At 62.7% G+C, this 14136-nt stretch carries 17 protein-coding genes; 13 read left to right on the forward strand and 4 right to left on the reverse strand.

Going from position 1 to position 14136, the window contains the following annotated elements; all coding sequences use genetic code 11:
* Positions 1-27 precede the first annotated feature (27 nt).
* Positions 28-660 carry a TlpA family protein disulfide reductase gene (locus AB7828_RS23525; RefSeq protein WP_439065678.1) on the forward strand — a complete coding sequence of 211 codons (633 nt, stop codon included), beginning with the start codon at positions 28-30 and terminating at the stop codon, positions 658-660.
* 18 nt (positions 661-678) lie between these two features.
* On the opposite strand, the gene AB7828_RS23530 is transcribed toward AB7828_RS23525, so the two are convergent.
* Positions 679-1239, reverse strand: a complete 561-nt coding sequence (locus AB7828_RS23530) for an invasion associated locus B family protein (protein WP_244628374.1) — start codon at positions 1237-1239, stop codon at positions 679-681.
* 483 nt (positions 1240-1722) lie between these two features.
* On the opposite strand from AB7828_RS23530, the gene coxB reads away from it, so the two are divergent.
* The 12 genes from coxB to AB7828_RS23590 all read left to right on the forward strand — a co-directional run bounded on the left by coxB (position 1723) and on the right by AB7828_RS23590 (position 12650).
* Complete coding sequence (gene coxB / locus AB7828_RS23535) at positions 1723-2568, forward strand: cytochrome c oxidase subunit II (RefSeq protein ID WP_175365929.1); 846 nt, start codon at positions 1723-1725, stop codon at positions 2566-2568.
* Positions 2569-2671: 103 nt separating this feature from the next.
* Positions 2672-4297, forward strand: coding sequence for a cytochrome c oxidase subunit I (gene ctaD / locus AB7828_RS23540; RefSeq protein ID WP_089266829.1), 1626 nt, complete (start codon positions 2672-2674; stop codon positions 4295-4297).
* A gap of 101 nt (positions 4298-4398) precedes the next feature.
* Positions 4399-5340, forward strand: a complete 942-nt coding sequence (locus AB7828_RS23545) for a heme o synthase (protein WP_441232303.1) — start codon at positions 4399-4401, stop codon at positions 5338-5340.
* 16 nt (positions 5341-5356) lie between these two features.
* On the forward strand, positions 5357-5530 hold the full coding sequence (locus AB7828_RS23550; protein WP_120288167.1) for a CoxF protein: 174 nt from the start codon (positions 5357-5359) through the stop codon (positions 5528-5530).
* Between the two features lie 18 nt (positions 5531-5548).
* On the forward strand, positions 5549-6169 hold the full coding sequence (locus AB7828_RS23555; RefSeq protein ID WP_441231299.1) for a cytochrome c oxidase assembly protein: 621 nt from the start codon (positions 5549-5551) through the stop codon (positions 6167-6169).
* A 101-nt stretch (positions 6170-6270) separates the two neighbouring features.
* Positions 6271-7128: a cytochrome c oxidase subunit 3 gene (locus AB7828_RS23560; RefSeq protein WP_089266832.1), complete on the forward strand. Its 858-nt coding sequence runs from the start codon at positions 6271-6273 to the stop codon at positions 7126-7128.
* Between the two features lie 79 nt (positions 7129-7207).
* Entirely contained in the window at positions 7208-7603 is a 396-nt protein-coding gene (locus tag AB7828_RS23565; protein WP_441231300.1) for a DUF983 domain-containing protein, read from the forward strand.
* Positions 7600-8355 carry an SURF1 family protein gene (locus AB7828_RS23570; RefSeq protein WP_441231301.1) on the forward strand — a complete coding sequence of 252 codons (756 nt, stop codon included), beginning with the start codon at positions 7600-7602 and terminating at the stop codon, positions 8353-8355. Before AB7828_RS23565 ends, AB7828_RS23570 begins: the two co-directional genes overlap by 4 nt.
* Positions 8356-8482: 127 nt before the next feature.
* Positions 8483-9898, forward strand: coding sequence for a threonine synthase (thrC, locus tag AB7828_RS23575; protein ID WP_441231302.1), 1416 nt, complete (start codon positions 8483-8485; stop codon positions 9896-9898).
* Positions 9898-11187, forward strand: a complete 1290-nt coding sequence (locus tag AB7828_RS23580; RefSeq protein WP_093761650.1) for a M16 family metallopeptidase — start codon at positions 9898-9900, stop codon at positions 11185-11187. Before thrC ends, AB7828_RS23580 begins: the two co-directional genes overlap by 1 nt.
* A 34-nt stretch (positions 11188-11221) precedes the next feature.
* Positions 11222-11809, forward strand: coding sequence for a GNAT family N-acetyltransferase (locus AB7828_RS23585; protein WP_068732622.1), 588 nt, complete (start codon positions 11222-11224; stop codon positions 11807-11809).
* Between the two features lie 154 nt (positions 11810-11963).
* Positions 11964-12650 (forward strand): hypothetical protein, encoded by a 687-nt coding sequence (locus tag AB7828_RS23590; RefSeq protein ID WP_244628375.1) that lies wholly within the window; start codon positions 11964-11966, stop codon positions 12648-12650.
* A gap of 72 nt (positions 12651-12722) precedes the next feature.
* On the opposite strand, the gene AB7828_RS23595 is transcribed toward AB7828_RS23590, so the two are convergent.
* The 3 genes from AB7828_RS23595 to AB7828_RS23605 form a co-directional block, all read right to left on the reverse strand.
* Positions 12723-13211, reverse strand: a complete 489-nt coding sequence (locus tag AB7828_RS23595; protein ID WP_441231303.1) for a F0F1 ATP synthase subunit B family protein — start codon at positions 13209-13211, stop codon at positions 12723-12725.
* 4 nt (positions 13212-13215) lie between these two features.
* The gene (locus AB7828_RS23600; RefSeq protein WP_441231304.1) at positions 13216-13785 is read right to left on the reverse strand and encodes a F0F1 ATP synthase subunit B family protein; all 570 of its coding nucleotides are present in this window, start codon (positions 13783-13785) and stop codon (positions 13216-13218) included.
* Positions 13786-13847: 62 nt separating this feature from the next.
* Positions 13848-14075 carry a F0F1 ATP synthase subunit C gene (locus AB7828_RS23605; RefSeq protein ID WP_068732626.1) on the reverse strand — a complete coding sequence of 76 codons (228 nt, stop codon included), beginning with the start codon at positions 14073-14075 and terminating at the stop codon, positions 13848-13850.
* Between the last annotated feature and the right edge of the window lie 61 nt (positions 14076-14136).

Genomic DNA, 14136 nt, shown 5'->3' on the forward strand with positions numbered 1-14136 from the left:
TATTTGATGCCCATCGGAGGCTGGACCGTGACAACACCGCATCGCGCACGGGCTGTCGCTCGCTCGCTAATCTCGCGACGTACGCTGCTCAAAGGGGCATTGGCCACGACGGCCGCATTGGCGGCGGGGGGCGCTGCCGTGGATGCGCGGCCAGATGGGCCGCCGCCCTTTGGCACCACCCGGCATCAGTTCACTGTCATCCGGGGAGCGCGGCCGATCCCGTCCGTTGCGGTGCCTCGCCTAGTTGGCAAGCCGGTTGATCTGACCGCGTTTCCAGGAAAGGTCGTTCTGGTCAATTTCTGGGCGACATGGTGCCCGGCCTGCAAGACCGAGTTGCCGATCCTTGATCGGCTTCAGGATATCGAGACGCGCGCAAATCTGCAGGTGATCGCGATCGCCACCGATCGCGCAGACGTTGCTTCGTTTGTGCGCAACCTGAAGCTGAGACACCTCGATGTCGGTATCGACCCTGGTGGACTGGTCGCGCGTGCCGGCGAGGTTGCTGCTCCGGATACTCCGTTCAGCCTCTACGCGATGCCTATCTCATATCTGATCGGGACGACGGGGCAGGTCGAGGGATATCTTGCTGGAGAGGCCGACTGGACATCTGAAGATGCCCGGCGATTGCTGGACTATTACAGAGGGCGCGGTTCCGGCTAATGCTGCCGGGTTCAAAGCCTATGGCAGCTTGTCGTAACCCTCGCCGATGCCGTTGAGGCTGAGCGGGAAGCCGATGCCTTCTTCGGGCGTTTCGAAGATGATGAAGGTGGCAGTCTTGGCGGTGCGGAGCTGGGCGAGCAGCTTGTCGTCCATCACGACTTCGGCAACGCAGCCATTGGGCAGGCAGCGCACGAAGCCGGCGCGGCCGACGTCCTGATTGTCGAGCTTGAGGCCGAGGCCGGATGGCAGCAGCACGCCGAGCGGCGCCACCACGCGCATCAGCTTGCTCTTCTGGTCGGCGGTCTTCAGCACGATCACGGTCAGGCCGGCATTGGAGCGGTCTTCCGCCACCACGCTCTGGATCAGGGCGCATTGTTCGGCCTGGGCACCGGGCGGGGTGTCGCAGCGGATCTGCCAGTCGCCATGAACCGAGCGCACCGCGCCCTGCGCGTTGGCGGTACCCGGGACGGCGGCGATCGCCGCCAGGGCGAGACAACCGAGCGCCAGCCGGCGCCAGCCTGCGATCCCATGGGCCGGGCGGTTCAGGGTCGGTTTATGCTGCAACTTCGAGTGCCCCATCCGGGTCGATTCCTTAGGCGGTGACGTGGTGGTCGTAGTCCAGGGCAGCACGCTTGACGCTGTCTGTCCGGAGGATTTTTCCAAACCACGGAATGATACGGCAATGACGGCGCCTTGAAGGCATCCACGGAGCCACGAAAGCGCTCGCAGGCGCGAATCAGCATCCTGCCGATCGCCTGATCTGTGCCTACATCGGACAATTCCGCTGTCAAGCGCCGTTCGGCTGCCGCACGCCTGTTTATGCCTGATTTCATGCAGCAATTGCGACCTTCGTTCAATACCGCCGAATGCATTACGGGATGCGCCACTCCTGCATTGCGACAGACCGCGAATTATGGTTTGAGAGGCTAGATTTCGACGCATTCTAACAACTGCCTCCAGGCCAATCACTTGGGCGTTTTGGCAAATTGGCAGGGTGCGGATCGGGCGGCATAATTCGGCGACAGGCCGAAATGCGACAGTAAATATGGGAGCGCGAGCGGCATGAGGATGTCGAGGGGCCAGATTGGCCGCCGGTTGCTGGGGTTAGCAGTTGTTGGGGCCGGGCTTGCTTTTGGCGGTGCTGCATTCGCAGAGGTGATGGGCCAGCCCGCGCCGTGGGAATTCAAGCTGCAGGAAGCCGCCACGCCGGTGATGGAGAACATCACCTGGTTTCATAATTTCCTGCTCTGGCTGATCACCGCCATCACACTGTTCGTGCTTGTACTTCTCGTCATCGTGGTGATGAAGTTCAACTCCAAGGCCAACCCGGTCGCATCCAAGACCACGCACAACACGCTGATCGAAGTGGCGTGGACCATCATCCCGGTTCTGATCCTGGTCGCTGTGGCGGTGCCGTCGTTCCGTCTGCTGTTCCTGGAACTCGATATTCCGAAAGCCGACCTGACCATCAAGGCAACCGGTAAGCAGTGGTTCTGGACCTACAGCTATCCCGACAACGGCCCGTTCGAATTCGACTCGCTGATGGCCGCTGACAAGCAGCCGCGCCTGCTTGCCGTCGATAACGAAGTTGTCGTTCCCGTGAACAAGGTCGTGCGCGTGCAGACGACCGCCGCGGACGTCATCCATTCCTTCGCGATCCCGTCCTTCGGCATCAAGATCGACGCCGTTCCGGGCCGTCTGAACGAGACCTGGTTCAAGGCCACCAAGACCGGCATGTTCTACGGCCAGTGCTCGGAACTGTGCGGCAAGGATCACGCGTTCATGCCGATCGCGATCCGCGTCGTCAGCGATCAGGAATTCACCGCATGGGTCGAGACCGCGAAGAAGAAGTTCGCGTCCAATCCGGCGAATTCCTATGCTTCGGCCGGAACTGCTGTGGCGCAGTAAGCGGTTGGCGGAGCCGCGAGGCTCCGCACGCACTGTAAGAAATTAGGGCGAGGGGACCGCAAGGTCCAAAGACTGCCAGAAGAAGACAAAGCAGGATTTGAAAATGGCAACGACCGCGGCAACACCGGCTCACGACGATCACGCCCACGACGATCATGCGCATGCGCATCCGACGGGGTGGCGGCGTTACGTCTATTCGACGAACCATAAGGACATCGGCACGATGTACCTTATCTTCGCGATCGTGGCGGGCGTCATCGGCGGCATCATGTCGATCCTGATCCGCATCGAGTTGATGTATCCGGGCGTCCAGATATTCCACGAAAGCCACACCTACAACGTCTTCGTCACCTCGCACGGCCTGATCATGATCTTCTTCATGGTGATGCCCGCGATGATCGGCGGTTTCGGCAACTGGATGGTGCCGCTGATGATCGGCGCGCCGGACATGGCGTTCCCGCGCATGAACAACGTGTCGTTCTGGCTGCTGCCGGCTGCCTTTGCGCTGCTCATCATCTCGACCTTCGTGGAGGGCGAGCCCGGCGCCAACGGCGTCGGTGCCGGCTGGACCATGTATGCGCCGCTCTCGACATCGGGCCATCCGGGTCCCGCCGTCGACTTCGCGATTCTGGCACTGCATATCGCCGGTGCGTCGTCGATCCTCGGTGCCATCAACTTCATCACCACCATCTTCAACATGCGCGCGCCGGGCATGACCCTGCACAAGATGCCGCTGTTCGTGTGGTCGATCCTGGTGACCGTGTTCCTGCTGCTGCTGTCGCTGCCGGTTCTGGCGGGCGCCATCACCATGCTGCTGACGGACCGTAACTTCGGCACCACCTTCTTCGCCGCAGACGGCGGCGGTGATCCGATCCTGTTCCAGCATCTGTTCTGGTTCTTCGGTCACCCCGAAGTGTACATCCTGATCCTGCCAGGCTTCGGCATGATCTCGCAGATCATCTCGACCTTCTCGAAGAAGCCCGTGTTCGGCTATCTCGGCATGGCCTATGCGATGGTCGCCATCGGCGGCATCGGCTTCGTCGTCTGGGCGCACCACATGTACACCGTCGGCATGTCGTCGGCGACGCAGGCCTACTTCGTTGCCGCCACCATGGTCATCGCGGTACCAACCGGCGTGAAGATCTTCTCCTGGATCGCCACGATGTGGGGCGGTTCCATCGAGTTCAAGGCACCGATGCTGTGGGCCGTGGGCTTCATCTTCCTGTTCACCCTCGGCGGCGTCACCGGCGTCGTGCTGGCCAATGCCGGCGTCGATCGCGTGCTGCAGGACACCTACTATGTGGTCGCGCACTTCCACTACGTGTTGTCGCTGGGCGCCGTGTTCGCCATCTTCGCCGGCTGGTATTACTGGTTCCCGAAGATGTTCGGCTACATGTATTCGGAAACCATCGCCAAGGCGCATTTCTGGGTCACCTTCATTGGCGTGAATCTGGTGTTCTTCCCGCAGCACTTCCTGGGTCTGTCGGGCATGCCGCGCCGCTATGTCGACTATCCGGATGCCTTTGCCGGCTGGAACCTGGTGTCGTCGATCGGCTCCTACATCTCCGGCTTTGCCGTGCTGATCTTCATCTACGGTGTGATCGAAGCTTTCGTCCGCAAGGAACAGGCTGCGAACAATCCGTGGGGTTCGGGCGCGACCACGCTGGAATGGACCCTGAGCTCGCCGCCGCCGTTCCATCAGTTCGAAGTGCTGCCGCGCGTTCAGTAAGTGGTTTTCGTGCGGCGCTCTTGGGTGCCGCACCGAGTTAATGCCTCCGCCGAACTCGCAAGAGTTTCGGCGGAGTGCTCGTAACAAAAGTGAGAATGATCTTGTCCGTCCTCGACCACCATACCATCGACCTGTCTGCCCCCCGCGTCTCCGAAGCGGGTGTTGCCGACTACATCGCGCTGCTCAAGCCGCGGGTGATGTCGCTGGTCGTGTTCACGGCGATGGTCGGTTATTTCCTGGCGCCGGGCGATCATCACCCGGTGCTGGCGATCACCTCGATCCTCTGTATCGCTGTCGGCGGCGGCGCCTCCGGCGCGCTGAACATGTGGTACGAGGCCGATATCGACGCGCTGATGTCGCGCACCGCCAACCGCCCGATCCCGCGCGGTCGCATCACCCGGCCGGAAGCGCTGACCTTCGGTCTGGTGCTGGCCTTCTTCTCGGTGATGACGCTCGGCATCCTCGTCAACTGGCTCGCCGGCGCGCTGCTCGCTTTCACCATCTTCTTCTATGTCGTGATCTACACCATCGCTCTGAAGCGCTGGACCGCGCAGAACATCGTCATCGGCGGTGCAGCCGGCGCGCTGCCGCCGGTCGTCGCCTGGGCTGCGGCGTCAGGAACGCTCTCGATGGAGCCGCTCCTGCTGTTTCTGATCATCTTCTTCTGGACCCCGCCGCATTTCTGGGCGCTGGCCCTGTTCCGCAACGACGATTACACCCGCGCCGGCGTGCCGATGCTGCCGGTGGTCGCCGGTCCCGACGCGACCCGGCTGCAGATCCTGCTCTACACCGTCGTGCTGGTCGCAACTGCCGTCGCGCCTTGGCCGCTCGGTTATTTCTCGGCCGTCTACGGCACGGCGTCGCTGATCCTCGGCGCCGGCATGATGTATCTCGCCGTGCAGGTCTATCGTCTGCGCGAAGGCACGCCTGCCAATCGCGCGACGCGCAAGCTGTTTGCTTTCTCGATCGTCTATCTGTTCGCGCTGTTTGCCATTCTGTTGCTCGAGGTGGTCGTGAAGGCCATCCTCCCGATGGTCTGGTAGAGGGGCGCATGATCCGATGGACAATGAGCGCAAGCCTACCGAGCCAGAGGGCATCGTCCTCACTGAGGCCCAGAAGAAGAGCCGGCGCGAACGGTCGCTGGCCATCGCCTGGGCGCTCGGCATTCTCGTCGTACTGTTCTTTGCCGTCACCATGGTCAAAGGGCCGGCCGTTCTCATCCGGCCCATGTAATGGCAAAAGCTGAGTGACATGACCGATCAGCCGCAGAACATCAAAGCCTCCAAGCCGCGCCTCGGTCGCGATGCGACGGTGGCTGCGGCTTGCGGTCTGCTGGTGGCCTTCATGGTCGGCGCGTCCTACGCCGCCGTGCCGCTCTATAACTGGTTCTGCCGCGCCACCGGTTTCAACGGCACCACGATGGTGGCGAGTTCAGCACCCGCGACGGGCCCGATCGCACGCACGATCGCCGTGCGCTTCGATGCCAATGTGTCGGGCGGCCTGCCATGGAAGTTCGTCCCGGAGCAGAGCGAGATCGAGGTCAAGATCGGCGAGGTCGTGACTGTATTCTACACCGTGACCAACCAGTCCGCCCGTACCACCTCCGCACAGGCTGCCTATAATGTGGCGCCGCTGACGGTGGGTGCGTATTTCCAGAAGATCAATTGCTTCTGCTTCACCGACCAGACCCTGGCGCCCGGTGAGAAGCGCGAAATGCCCGTCGTATTCTATGTCGATCCTGCGCTGGCCGCGGACAGCGAGAATGACGGACTGAAGTCGATCACACTGTCCTACACGTTCTACCCCCTGCGCGATCCGGCGCCGAAGCCGCTGGCGGCGACGGAGACTGACAAGCGCAAGGGAAACCTCTGAGATACGGGTAACCTTCAGGAGAAATCCTGGAGCGTTCCAAGTTATAAAATTGAGAGAACTCGCACCGGCTTCAACCGGCGCAGCTGACGGAGAGAACCGCAATGGCTACGGCGCAAGCAAAGCACCACGACTATCACCTCGTCGATCCCTCGCCGTGGCCGGCGGTAGGCTCGCTGTTTGCCTTCATCATGGCGGTCGGCGCGGTCAGCTGGATGCATCACATGTATGCCGCGGCGCCCATCGTGTTCGGCGTCGGCACCATCGGCGTGCTCTACGTGTTCGCAAGCTGGTGGACCGACGTGGTCCGCGAAGCCCAGTACAAGGGCGACCACACCCGCGTGGTGCAGATCAGCCATCGCTACGGCATGATCCTGTTCATCGCTTCGGAGGTGATGTTCTTCGTCGCCTGGTTCTGGGCCTATTTCAATTCGTCGCTGTTCCCCGGCGATCCCGTCCATGCCACCCGCGAGGCGCTGTTCGGTGGCGTCTGGCCGCCGAAGGGCATCCAGACTTTCGATCCCTGGCACCTGCCGCTGCTCAACACGCTGATCCTGCTAACCTCGGGCACCACGGTGACCTGGGCGCATCACGCGCTGCTGGAAGGTGACCGCAAGGCGGTGAAGTATGCGCTGATCCTCACGGTGCTGCTCGGCGCAGCCTTCTCCTGCGTGCAAGCGTTCGAATACGCCCACGCTGCTTTCGGCTTCAAGGGCAACATCTACGGTGCGACCTTCTTCATGGCGACCGGCTTCCATGGTTTCCACGTGCTGGTCGGCACCATCTTCCTCTTGGTCTGCCTGTTCCGCGTCTATGCCGGCCACTTCACGCCGAAGCAGCACCTCGGCTTCGAATTCGCCGCCTGGTACTGGCACTTCGTGGACGTGGTCTGGCTGTTCCTGTTCGTCACGATCTATGTCTGGGGCTATGGCGGCCCCATCGTCGGCGCAGCCGCGCACTGACCGCATTCGGTGCTACAAGAGGGCGGCCGCAGGGCCGCCCTTTTTCGTTGGCCTCTGCGGCGTGAAAGAATTCGACTCGATGCCCGATCAACTCGCTGCCCCCGTCACGCTCGGCCAGACCGTCATCCGCGGCCTGACCTGCAAATGCCCGCGCTGCGGTGCGGGCAAGCTCTATGCGGGCTTCATCAATCTGGCGCCGCGCTGTGAGCGTTGCGAACTGGACTATGCTTTCATCGACACCGGTGATGGCCCGGCAATCTTCATCATCATGCTCGCCGGTGCCATCGTGGTCGGCTCTGCGCTGGTGGTAGAGGTTAAGTACCAGCCGCCATTCTGGCTGCATGCCGCGCTATGGCTGCCGCTGATTCTCGCGACCACGCTGCTGCCGTTGCGCTCCATGAAGTCGCTGCTGATCGCCCTGCAATTCCACCACAAGGCTTCCGAAGGCCAACTCATCGATCGCGCGCCGAAATGAACACTGTTGCAGCGCGCCGGCGCAGTATCACCGGTCTCGGCATCGTCACGCTCATCATCGTCGGTGCGCTCCTCAGCCTCGGCTTCTGGCAGTTGCAGCGCCGCACCGAGAAGCATGCGCTGATCGCCGCACTCACGGAGCGCCTTGCAGGTGCGCCCGGCACATTGCCCGCGCCCGCCACATGGAGCACGCTGACCCCGGCGAAAGACGAATTCCGCCGCGTCAGCTTCTCGGCCACCTACAAATCCGTGCCGGACGGCATGGTCTACAGCTCCGGCTCCGGCGTGCGGCCCGATGTGCCGGGTCCGGTGACCTGGGCCTTCCTGCCGGCGCAGCTGGTATCCGGCGAGACTGTCGTGATCAATGCGGGCTTCGTGCAGAACACGATGCAGGATCGCGCCCAGCAGGACCGCGCCGTGCAGAAGCTCATCACCGGAGCGCCGGTGACCATGACCGGCTATCTGCGTTTTCCCGAAACAGCGGGTACGCTGACGCCCCATGACGACGTCAACAAGCGCCTCTGGTTCAACCGGGACCAGCGCGCCATGGCGCAGGCGCTCGGCTGGGGCCCTGTCGCGCCGTTCTATGTCGATCTGGAAAGTCCCGTGCCGGCCAACGCCATTCCGAAGCCCGGTCCGCTCGAAATCCATCTCAAGGATGACCACATGCAATATGCCATCACATGGTTTGGCCTCGCGGCCGCCGTGGTGATTGCTTTCGGGGTCTGGATCAGGGGCCAGCGGCGAGCCTGAACCCTGGCCAAAGTCGGTTTCCTCGCCCGGCGAAACCCATTATGGTGCCCTTCGATTTCACGCGGCGTGAAGTTTTAACCCCATTATTATCAAAGGCTTGGCGGTTTCCGCGCCTTTGGAGGACGCCTTGACGACCTATATCTCGACGCGGGGAGAGGCCCCGAAACTCGGTTTTTGCGATGTCATGCTGACCGGGCTTGCCCGCGACGGCGGCCTCTACATTCCCGAGGTCTGGCCCCAGTTGTCAGCCGAGACCATCGCGTCGCTGTTCGGCCGCCCCTATTGGGAAGTCGCCGTCGAAGTGCTTCGGCCGTTCGTGGCCGGCGAGATTTCCGACGAGGATCTCGGGCGCATGGCCAATGAGGCCTATGCCACCTTCCGCCATCCCGCCGTGGTACCGCTCGACCAGACCGCGCCGAACCAGTTCGTGCTCGAGCTGTTTCACGGCCCGACGCTGGCGTTCAAGGATGTCGCCATGCAGCTCATCGCGCGGCTGATGGATCACGTCCTCGCCAAGCGCAATCAGCGCACGACGATTGTCGTCGCGACCTCCGGCGACACCGGTGGCGCTGCCGTCGATGCCTTCGCCGGTCGCGACAATGTCGATCTCGTCGTACTGTTTCCGAACGGCCGTATTTCCGACGTGCAGCGTCGCATGATGACCACGACCGGCGCGTCGAACGTCCATGCGCTCGCCATCGAGGGCCATTTCGACGATTGCCAGGCGATCGTGAAGGGCTTGTTCAATCATCACAAGTTTCGTGACGCCGTGTCGCTGTCGGGTGTGAACTCGATCAACTGGGCACGTATCGTTGCGCAGGTGGTTTACTACTTCACCTCGGCCGTCGCTGTCGGTGCGCCTGCCCGCAGCGTTGATTTCACGGTACCTACCGGCAATTTCGGTGACATCTTTGCCGGCTATGTGGCCAAGCGCATGGGCCTACCGGTGCGCAAGCTGCGCGTCGCCGCCAACGTCAACGACATCCTCGATCGCACGCTCAAGACCGGCATCTACGAGGTGCGCGAGGTTCATGCCTCGTCGTCGCCGTCGATGGACATTCAGGTGTCATCGAATTTCGAGCGCCTGCTGTTCGAAGCCTCCGGCCGCGATGCTGCGCTGGTGCGTGGCCTGATGGATTCGCTGAAGCAGTCTGGTCGTTTCGTGCTGCCCGAGAAAGTGCTGACCGCGATCCGTGCCGATTTCGAATCCGGCCGCGCCGATGAGGACGAGACCTCGGCCGCCATTCGCGCGGCGTGGCGCGAAACCGGCGATCTCATCGATCCGCATACCGCCGTGGCATTGGCCGTCGCCGATCGCGACACCACCGAGATGCATGTGCCCAACGTCGTGCTGTCGACGGCGCATGCAGCGAAATTCCCCGATGCGGTGGAAGCGGCGTGCGGCGTGCGGCCGGCATTGCCGGTCTATCTGGAAGGGCTGATGACGAAGCCCGAGCATATTAAGGTCATGAAGAATGACCAAAGCGATATTGAGCAGTTCGTGCTGTCGGTCAGCCGTGCTGCGAAGCAAGGAGTATCCTGATGACCGTCGAAGTTACCAAGCTGCCTTCGGGCCTGACGGTTATCACCGATACCATGCCGCATCTGGAAACCGCAGCGCTCGGCGTCTGGACCGGCGTCGGTGGCCGCGATGAGAAGCCCAACGAGCACGGCATCTCGCATCTGCTTGAGCACATGGCGTTCAAGGGCACCAAGAAGCGTTCGTCGCGCGAGATCGTCGAGGAGATCGAGGCGGTTGGCGGCGATCTCAATGCCGCGACCTCGACCGAAACCACAGCCTATTACGCCCGCGTGATGAAGGCCGATGTGCCGCTCGCGCTCGACGTGCTCTCCGACATTCTCGCCAATCCGACATTCGTGCCGGATGAGCTGGAGCGCGAGAAGAGCGTGATCGTGCAGGAGATCGGCGCGGCGCAGGATACGCCGGACGATGTCGTGTTCGAACATCTCAACGAGCTCTGCTATCCCGACCAGCCGATGGGCCGTTCGCTTCTGGGCACCGCCAAGACGTTGAAGGGTTTTGATCGCGACATGCTCCAGAGCTACCTGTCCACGCATTATCGCGGGCCGGACATGGTGGTGGCTGCCGCAGGCGCCGTGAATCACCGCCAGGTCGTGCATGAAGCCGCCGATCGCTTTTCCAGCTTTGAAGGCACCGCAGCCCCGAAGCCGCAGCCGGCGATGTTCGGCAAGGGCGGTTCGCGCGTGGTCAATCGCGATCTTGAACAGGCGCATCTGACGCTGGCGCTGGAAGGCTTGCCGCAATCGGACCTGTCGCTGTTCAGCCTGCAGGTCTTCACCAACATTCTCGGCGGCGGCATGTCCTCGCGGCTGTTCCAGGAAGTGCGTGAGAAGCGCGGCCTCTGCTATTCGATCTACACCTTCCACGCGCCCTATACCGACACCGGCTTCTTCGGTCTCTATACCGGCACCGATCCCACCGATGCGCCGGAGATGATGGAAGTCATCGTCGATGTCATCAACGAGTCGGTGGAGACATTGACCGAAGCCGAAATCGCGCGCGCCAAGGCGCAGATGAAGGCCGGTCTGCTGATGGCGCTGGAGAGCTGCAGCTCGCGCGCCGAGCAATTGGCGCGGCACATGCTGGCCTATGGCCGTCCGCTCACCGTGGAAGAGCTCGTCCAGCGCATCGATGATGTCAGCGTGGAATCGACCCGCAACGTCGCCCGTGGCTTGCTGACGCGCAGCCGCCCGGCCGTGGCGGCGCTCGGCAGCGGCCGGGGGCTGGACACGGCAGTGGCTTTTGCGGAAGGATTGACCCGCGCCAAGGACAAGAGCCTGCTCCACTAGGCAGGTGAGGTCCGAGGCATCAGGGAGCGAGCCTATGGCCCTGTTTCGTTTGCCATCAAGCATGCCGGCGGCGCTGGCGCCGCGCGGCTACGGCGTTGCATTGCGCGCGCCCGTGATGAGCGATTTTCCGCAATGGGCCGATCTGCGTGAGCTGAGCCGGGGTTATCTCACGCCGTGGGAGCCGATCTGGCCGTCAGACGACCTCACGCGCTCCGGCTTTCGCCGCCGGCTGCGCCGCTATGCCGACGATGCGTCCGCTGATCGCGCCTATCCGTTTCTGGTGTTTCGCGAGTCCGATGGCACGCTGCTGGGCGGCGTGACGCTCGCCAATGTGCGCCGGGGCATCGTCCAGGCCGGCACCATCGGCTACTGGGTCGGCCAGCCCTATACCGGGCAGGGCGTCATGACCGCGGCGCTGCGGGTGCTGTTGCCAACCTTGTTCGGCGAGTTGAACCTGCACCGCATCGAGGCCGCCTGCATTCCCACCAACCTGCCGTCGGTGCGGGTGCTGGAGAAGTGTGGCTTCTCGCGCGAAGGACTGGCGCGGCGTTATCTCTGCATCAATGGCATCTGGCAGGATCACCTGCTTTACGGCATGCTGCATGAGGACTTCCGCGGGTAGTCGTGCTGCAACGCGATGTCCGGATGTGGCGCAATGGCGCGCATCTGTCCTCTCTCAAGCGCCTTGGGTTCGCCGCCATTGCGCTGTTATAAGGCCCTGCGCACGCCTTGGGCGGGGCTGCGCAAACGACTGAATTTCCGGGGATATCTTCATAATGCGAAACATTCGTTCGATGCCGATCAGCGGCCGCACCGGCGCGCTCCGCGGCCTGCTGGTGATCACTGCAGCAAGCCTGACGCTGGCCGGTTGCGGCGGCGGCAGCATGTTCGGCGGCGGTTCGCCGAGCAGCGGCGGCGGCGGCAGCCCGTCGATGACCGATCGCTTCACCCAGTTGTTCTCGGGCAAGTCCACCGAGGTCGGCGCGCCGCAGTCGCCGCAGACCGACGAGAACGATCTGACCTGCCCGAGCGTCAGCATCCGGCCGGGCGCCTCGACCTATGCGGTCGGCGCTGCGGGCAAGCCTGCGGTCGGCAACGATCTGGCTTTCCAGGCCACCATCACCCGGACGGCGCGCTCCTGCGATCTCAATGGCGGTCAGATCTCGGTCAAGATCGGCATCCAGGGCCGCGTCATCGTCGGGCCGGCCGGCGCGCCAGCAGTGGTCGATGTGCCGCTGCGTGTCGCCGTGGTGCAGGAGGGCGTGACGCCGAAGACCATCGCCACCAAGGTGTTCCAGACCAATGTGCAGATCGGCAGCGAGACCAGCGTGCCGTTCAGTCTGGTCGGTGAGGATCTTGTTTATCCCGTGCCCACAGGCACTGCAGGCGATTCCTATATCTTCTATATCGGCTTCGATCCGCAGGCCCTGAAATCGCAGGCACCCGCACGCAAGCGGCGCTAAGGGGTTATCCGAGCCAAGAAAAAAGCCGGCGCGATCATCTCGCGCCGGCTTTTTTAGTTTGAAGTCTTTCGCTTAGTTCAGCTTGGAGCGAACTTCGCCGATACCCTTGGCGATCAGGTCGTCGGCCACCGAGCCCTTTACGGACTGCGACAGTACCGAGGCTGCGGCATTCACTGCGGCTTCGGCTGCGGCTGCGCGAACATCCGCGATAGCCTGGGCTTCCGCCATCGCGATCTTGCCCTCTGCGCTCTTGGTGCGGCGAGCGACAAAATCTTCCATCTTGGTCTTGGCTTCGGCGGCAATGCGTTCGGCCTCTTCCTTGGCGGACGTGATGATGTCCTGCGCTTCGCGCTCGGCCGCTGCATGACGCTTCTTGTAGTCGACGAGCAACGCGGCGGCTTCATCACGCAGGCGACGGGCGTCGTCGAGTTCCTGCTTGATGCGGACGCTGCGGTGGTCGAGCGCCGTCAGGATGGTGCGGTGAATACCGAACCAGCCGAACACCGCCATCAGAAGGACAAAAGCGACGGCGACCCAGAATTCAGCTTGAAGTCCGAACATCCGTTTATCCTTTCAGCGACGCGTCGAGCGCGGCGTTGACGGCGCCTGCATCCGGGCTGATGCCCGTCAGACGTTCGACGATCGCCGAGGCCGTGTCCGCAGCAATGCTGCGCACATTGCCCATCGCCGTTGCGCGGGTGGTGGCAATGGTCTGCTCCGCTGCAGCAAGCTTGCTGGCAAGGCTCTCTTCGAGCTTCGCCTTGGCGGCTTCCTGTTCCGCATTGAGCTTCTCACGAACCTCGGTCGCCATCGCCTGCGCCTTGGCGCGGGCATTGGCGAGTTCGGTTTCGTAAGCCTTCAATGCAGCATCGGAATCGCCCTTGAGCTTCGCGGCTTCGTTCAGGTCCGTATCGAGAACCTGCTGACGGGCCGCAAGCACGCCGCCGACGCGGGGCAGCGCCAGACGCGACACGATCAGATAGAGCAAGCCGAACGCGATCGCGAACGACACCAGCTGTGAAGCGAAGGTGTTGCTCTCGAACGGCGGAAACGACGCCTTGTGACCACCGTCTGCCGTAGTGTGTGCGGCAGTCCCGTGATCGGCGCCCTTGGATTTGCCCTGACCTTCAGCCACAGCAGTCTCCTTATCGATCGGAAGCGCTCCAGGACGGAGCGGCAACCGGATCCGTTTTCAGCTTAGACGGCGAACAGCAGCAGCAGCGCGATCAGCAGCGAGAAGATGCCGAGCGCTTCAGTCACGGCGAAGCCGAAGATCAGGTTAGCGAACTGGCCCTGGGAAGCCGACGGGTTGCGGAGCGCACCGTTGAGGAACTGGCTGAAGATCATGCCGACGCCGATGCCAGCGCCACCCATGCCGAGACAAGCAATGCCGGCGCCGATGTACTTCGCTGCGATGGGATCCATAGTAAAACTCCTTCTTGGGATAGGGGATTAAGACAGTTGAGGGGTGGAATTCCGCCAGAAC

Source organism: Tardiphaga sp. 215_C5_N2_1, assembly GCF_052076055.1.
GTDB lineage: Bacteria > Pseudomonadota > Alphaproteobacteria > Rhizobiales > Xanthobacteraceae > Tardiphaga > Tardiphaga robiniae.

Coding starts and splice junctions, on each gene's coding strand:
- AB7828_RS23530 (WP_244628374.1), bottom strand. CDS start 1,239: ATGGGGCACTCGAAGTTGCAGCATAAACCGACCCTGAACCGCCCGGCC.
- coxB (WP_175365929.1), top strand. CDS start 1,723: ATGAGGATGTCGAGGGGCCAGATTGGCCGCCGGTTGCTGGGGTTAGCA.
- ctaD (WP_089266829.1), top strand. CDS start 2,672: ATGGCAACGACCGCGGCAACACCGGCTCACGACGATCACGCCCACGAC.
- AB7828_RS23550 (WP_120288167.1), top strand. CDS start 5,357: ATGGACAATGAGCGCAAGCCTACCGAGCCAGAGGGCATCGTCCTCACT.
- AB7828_RS23555 (WP_441231299.1), top strand. CDS start 5,549: ATGACCGATCAGCCGCAGAACATCAAAGCCTCCAAGCCGCGCCTCGGT.
- AB7828_RS23560 (WP_089266832.1), top strand. CDS start 6,271: ATGGCTACGGCGCAAGCAAAGCACCACGACTATCACCTCGTCGATCCC.
- AB7828_RS23565 (WP_441231300.1), top strand. CDS start 7,208: ATGCCCGATCAACTCGCTGCCCCCGTCACGCTCGGCCAGACCGTCATC.
- AB7828_RS23570 (WP_441231301.1), top strand. CDS start 7,600: ATGAACACTGTTGCAGCGCGCCGGCGCAGTATCACCGGTCTCGGCATC.
- AB7828_RS23580 (WP_093761650.1), top strand. CDS start 9,898: ATGACCGTCGAAGTTACCAAGCTGCCTTCGGGCCTGACGGTTATCACC.
- AB7828_RS23585 (WP_068732622.1), top strand. CDS start 11,222: ATGGCCCTGTTTCGTTTGCCATCAAGCATGCCGGCGGCGCTGGCGCCG.
- AB7828_RS23590 (WP_244628375.1), top strand. CDS start 11,964: ATGCGAAACATTCGTTCGATGCCGATCAGCGGCCGCACCGGCGCGCTC.
- AB7828_RS23595 (WP_441231303.1), bottom strand. CDS start 13,211: ATGTTCGGACTTCAAGCTGAATTCTGGGTCGCCGTCGCTTTTGTCCTT.
- AB7828_RS23605 (WP_068732626.1), bottom strand. CDS start 14,075: ATGGATCCCATCGCAGCGAAGTACATCGGCGCCGGCATTGCTTGTCTC.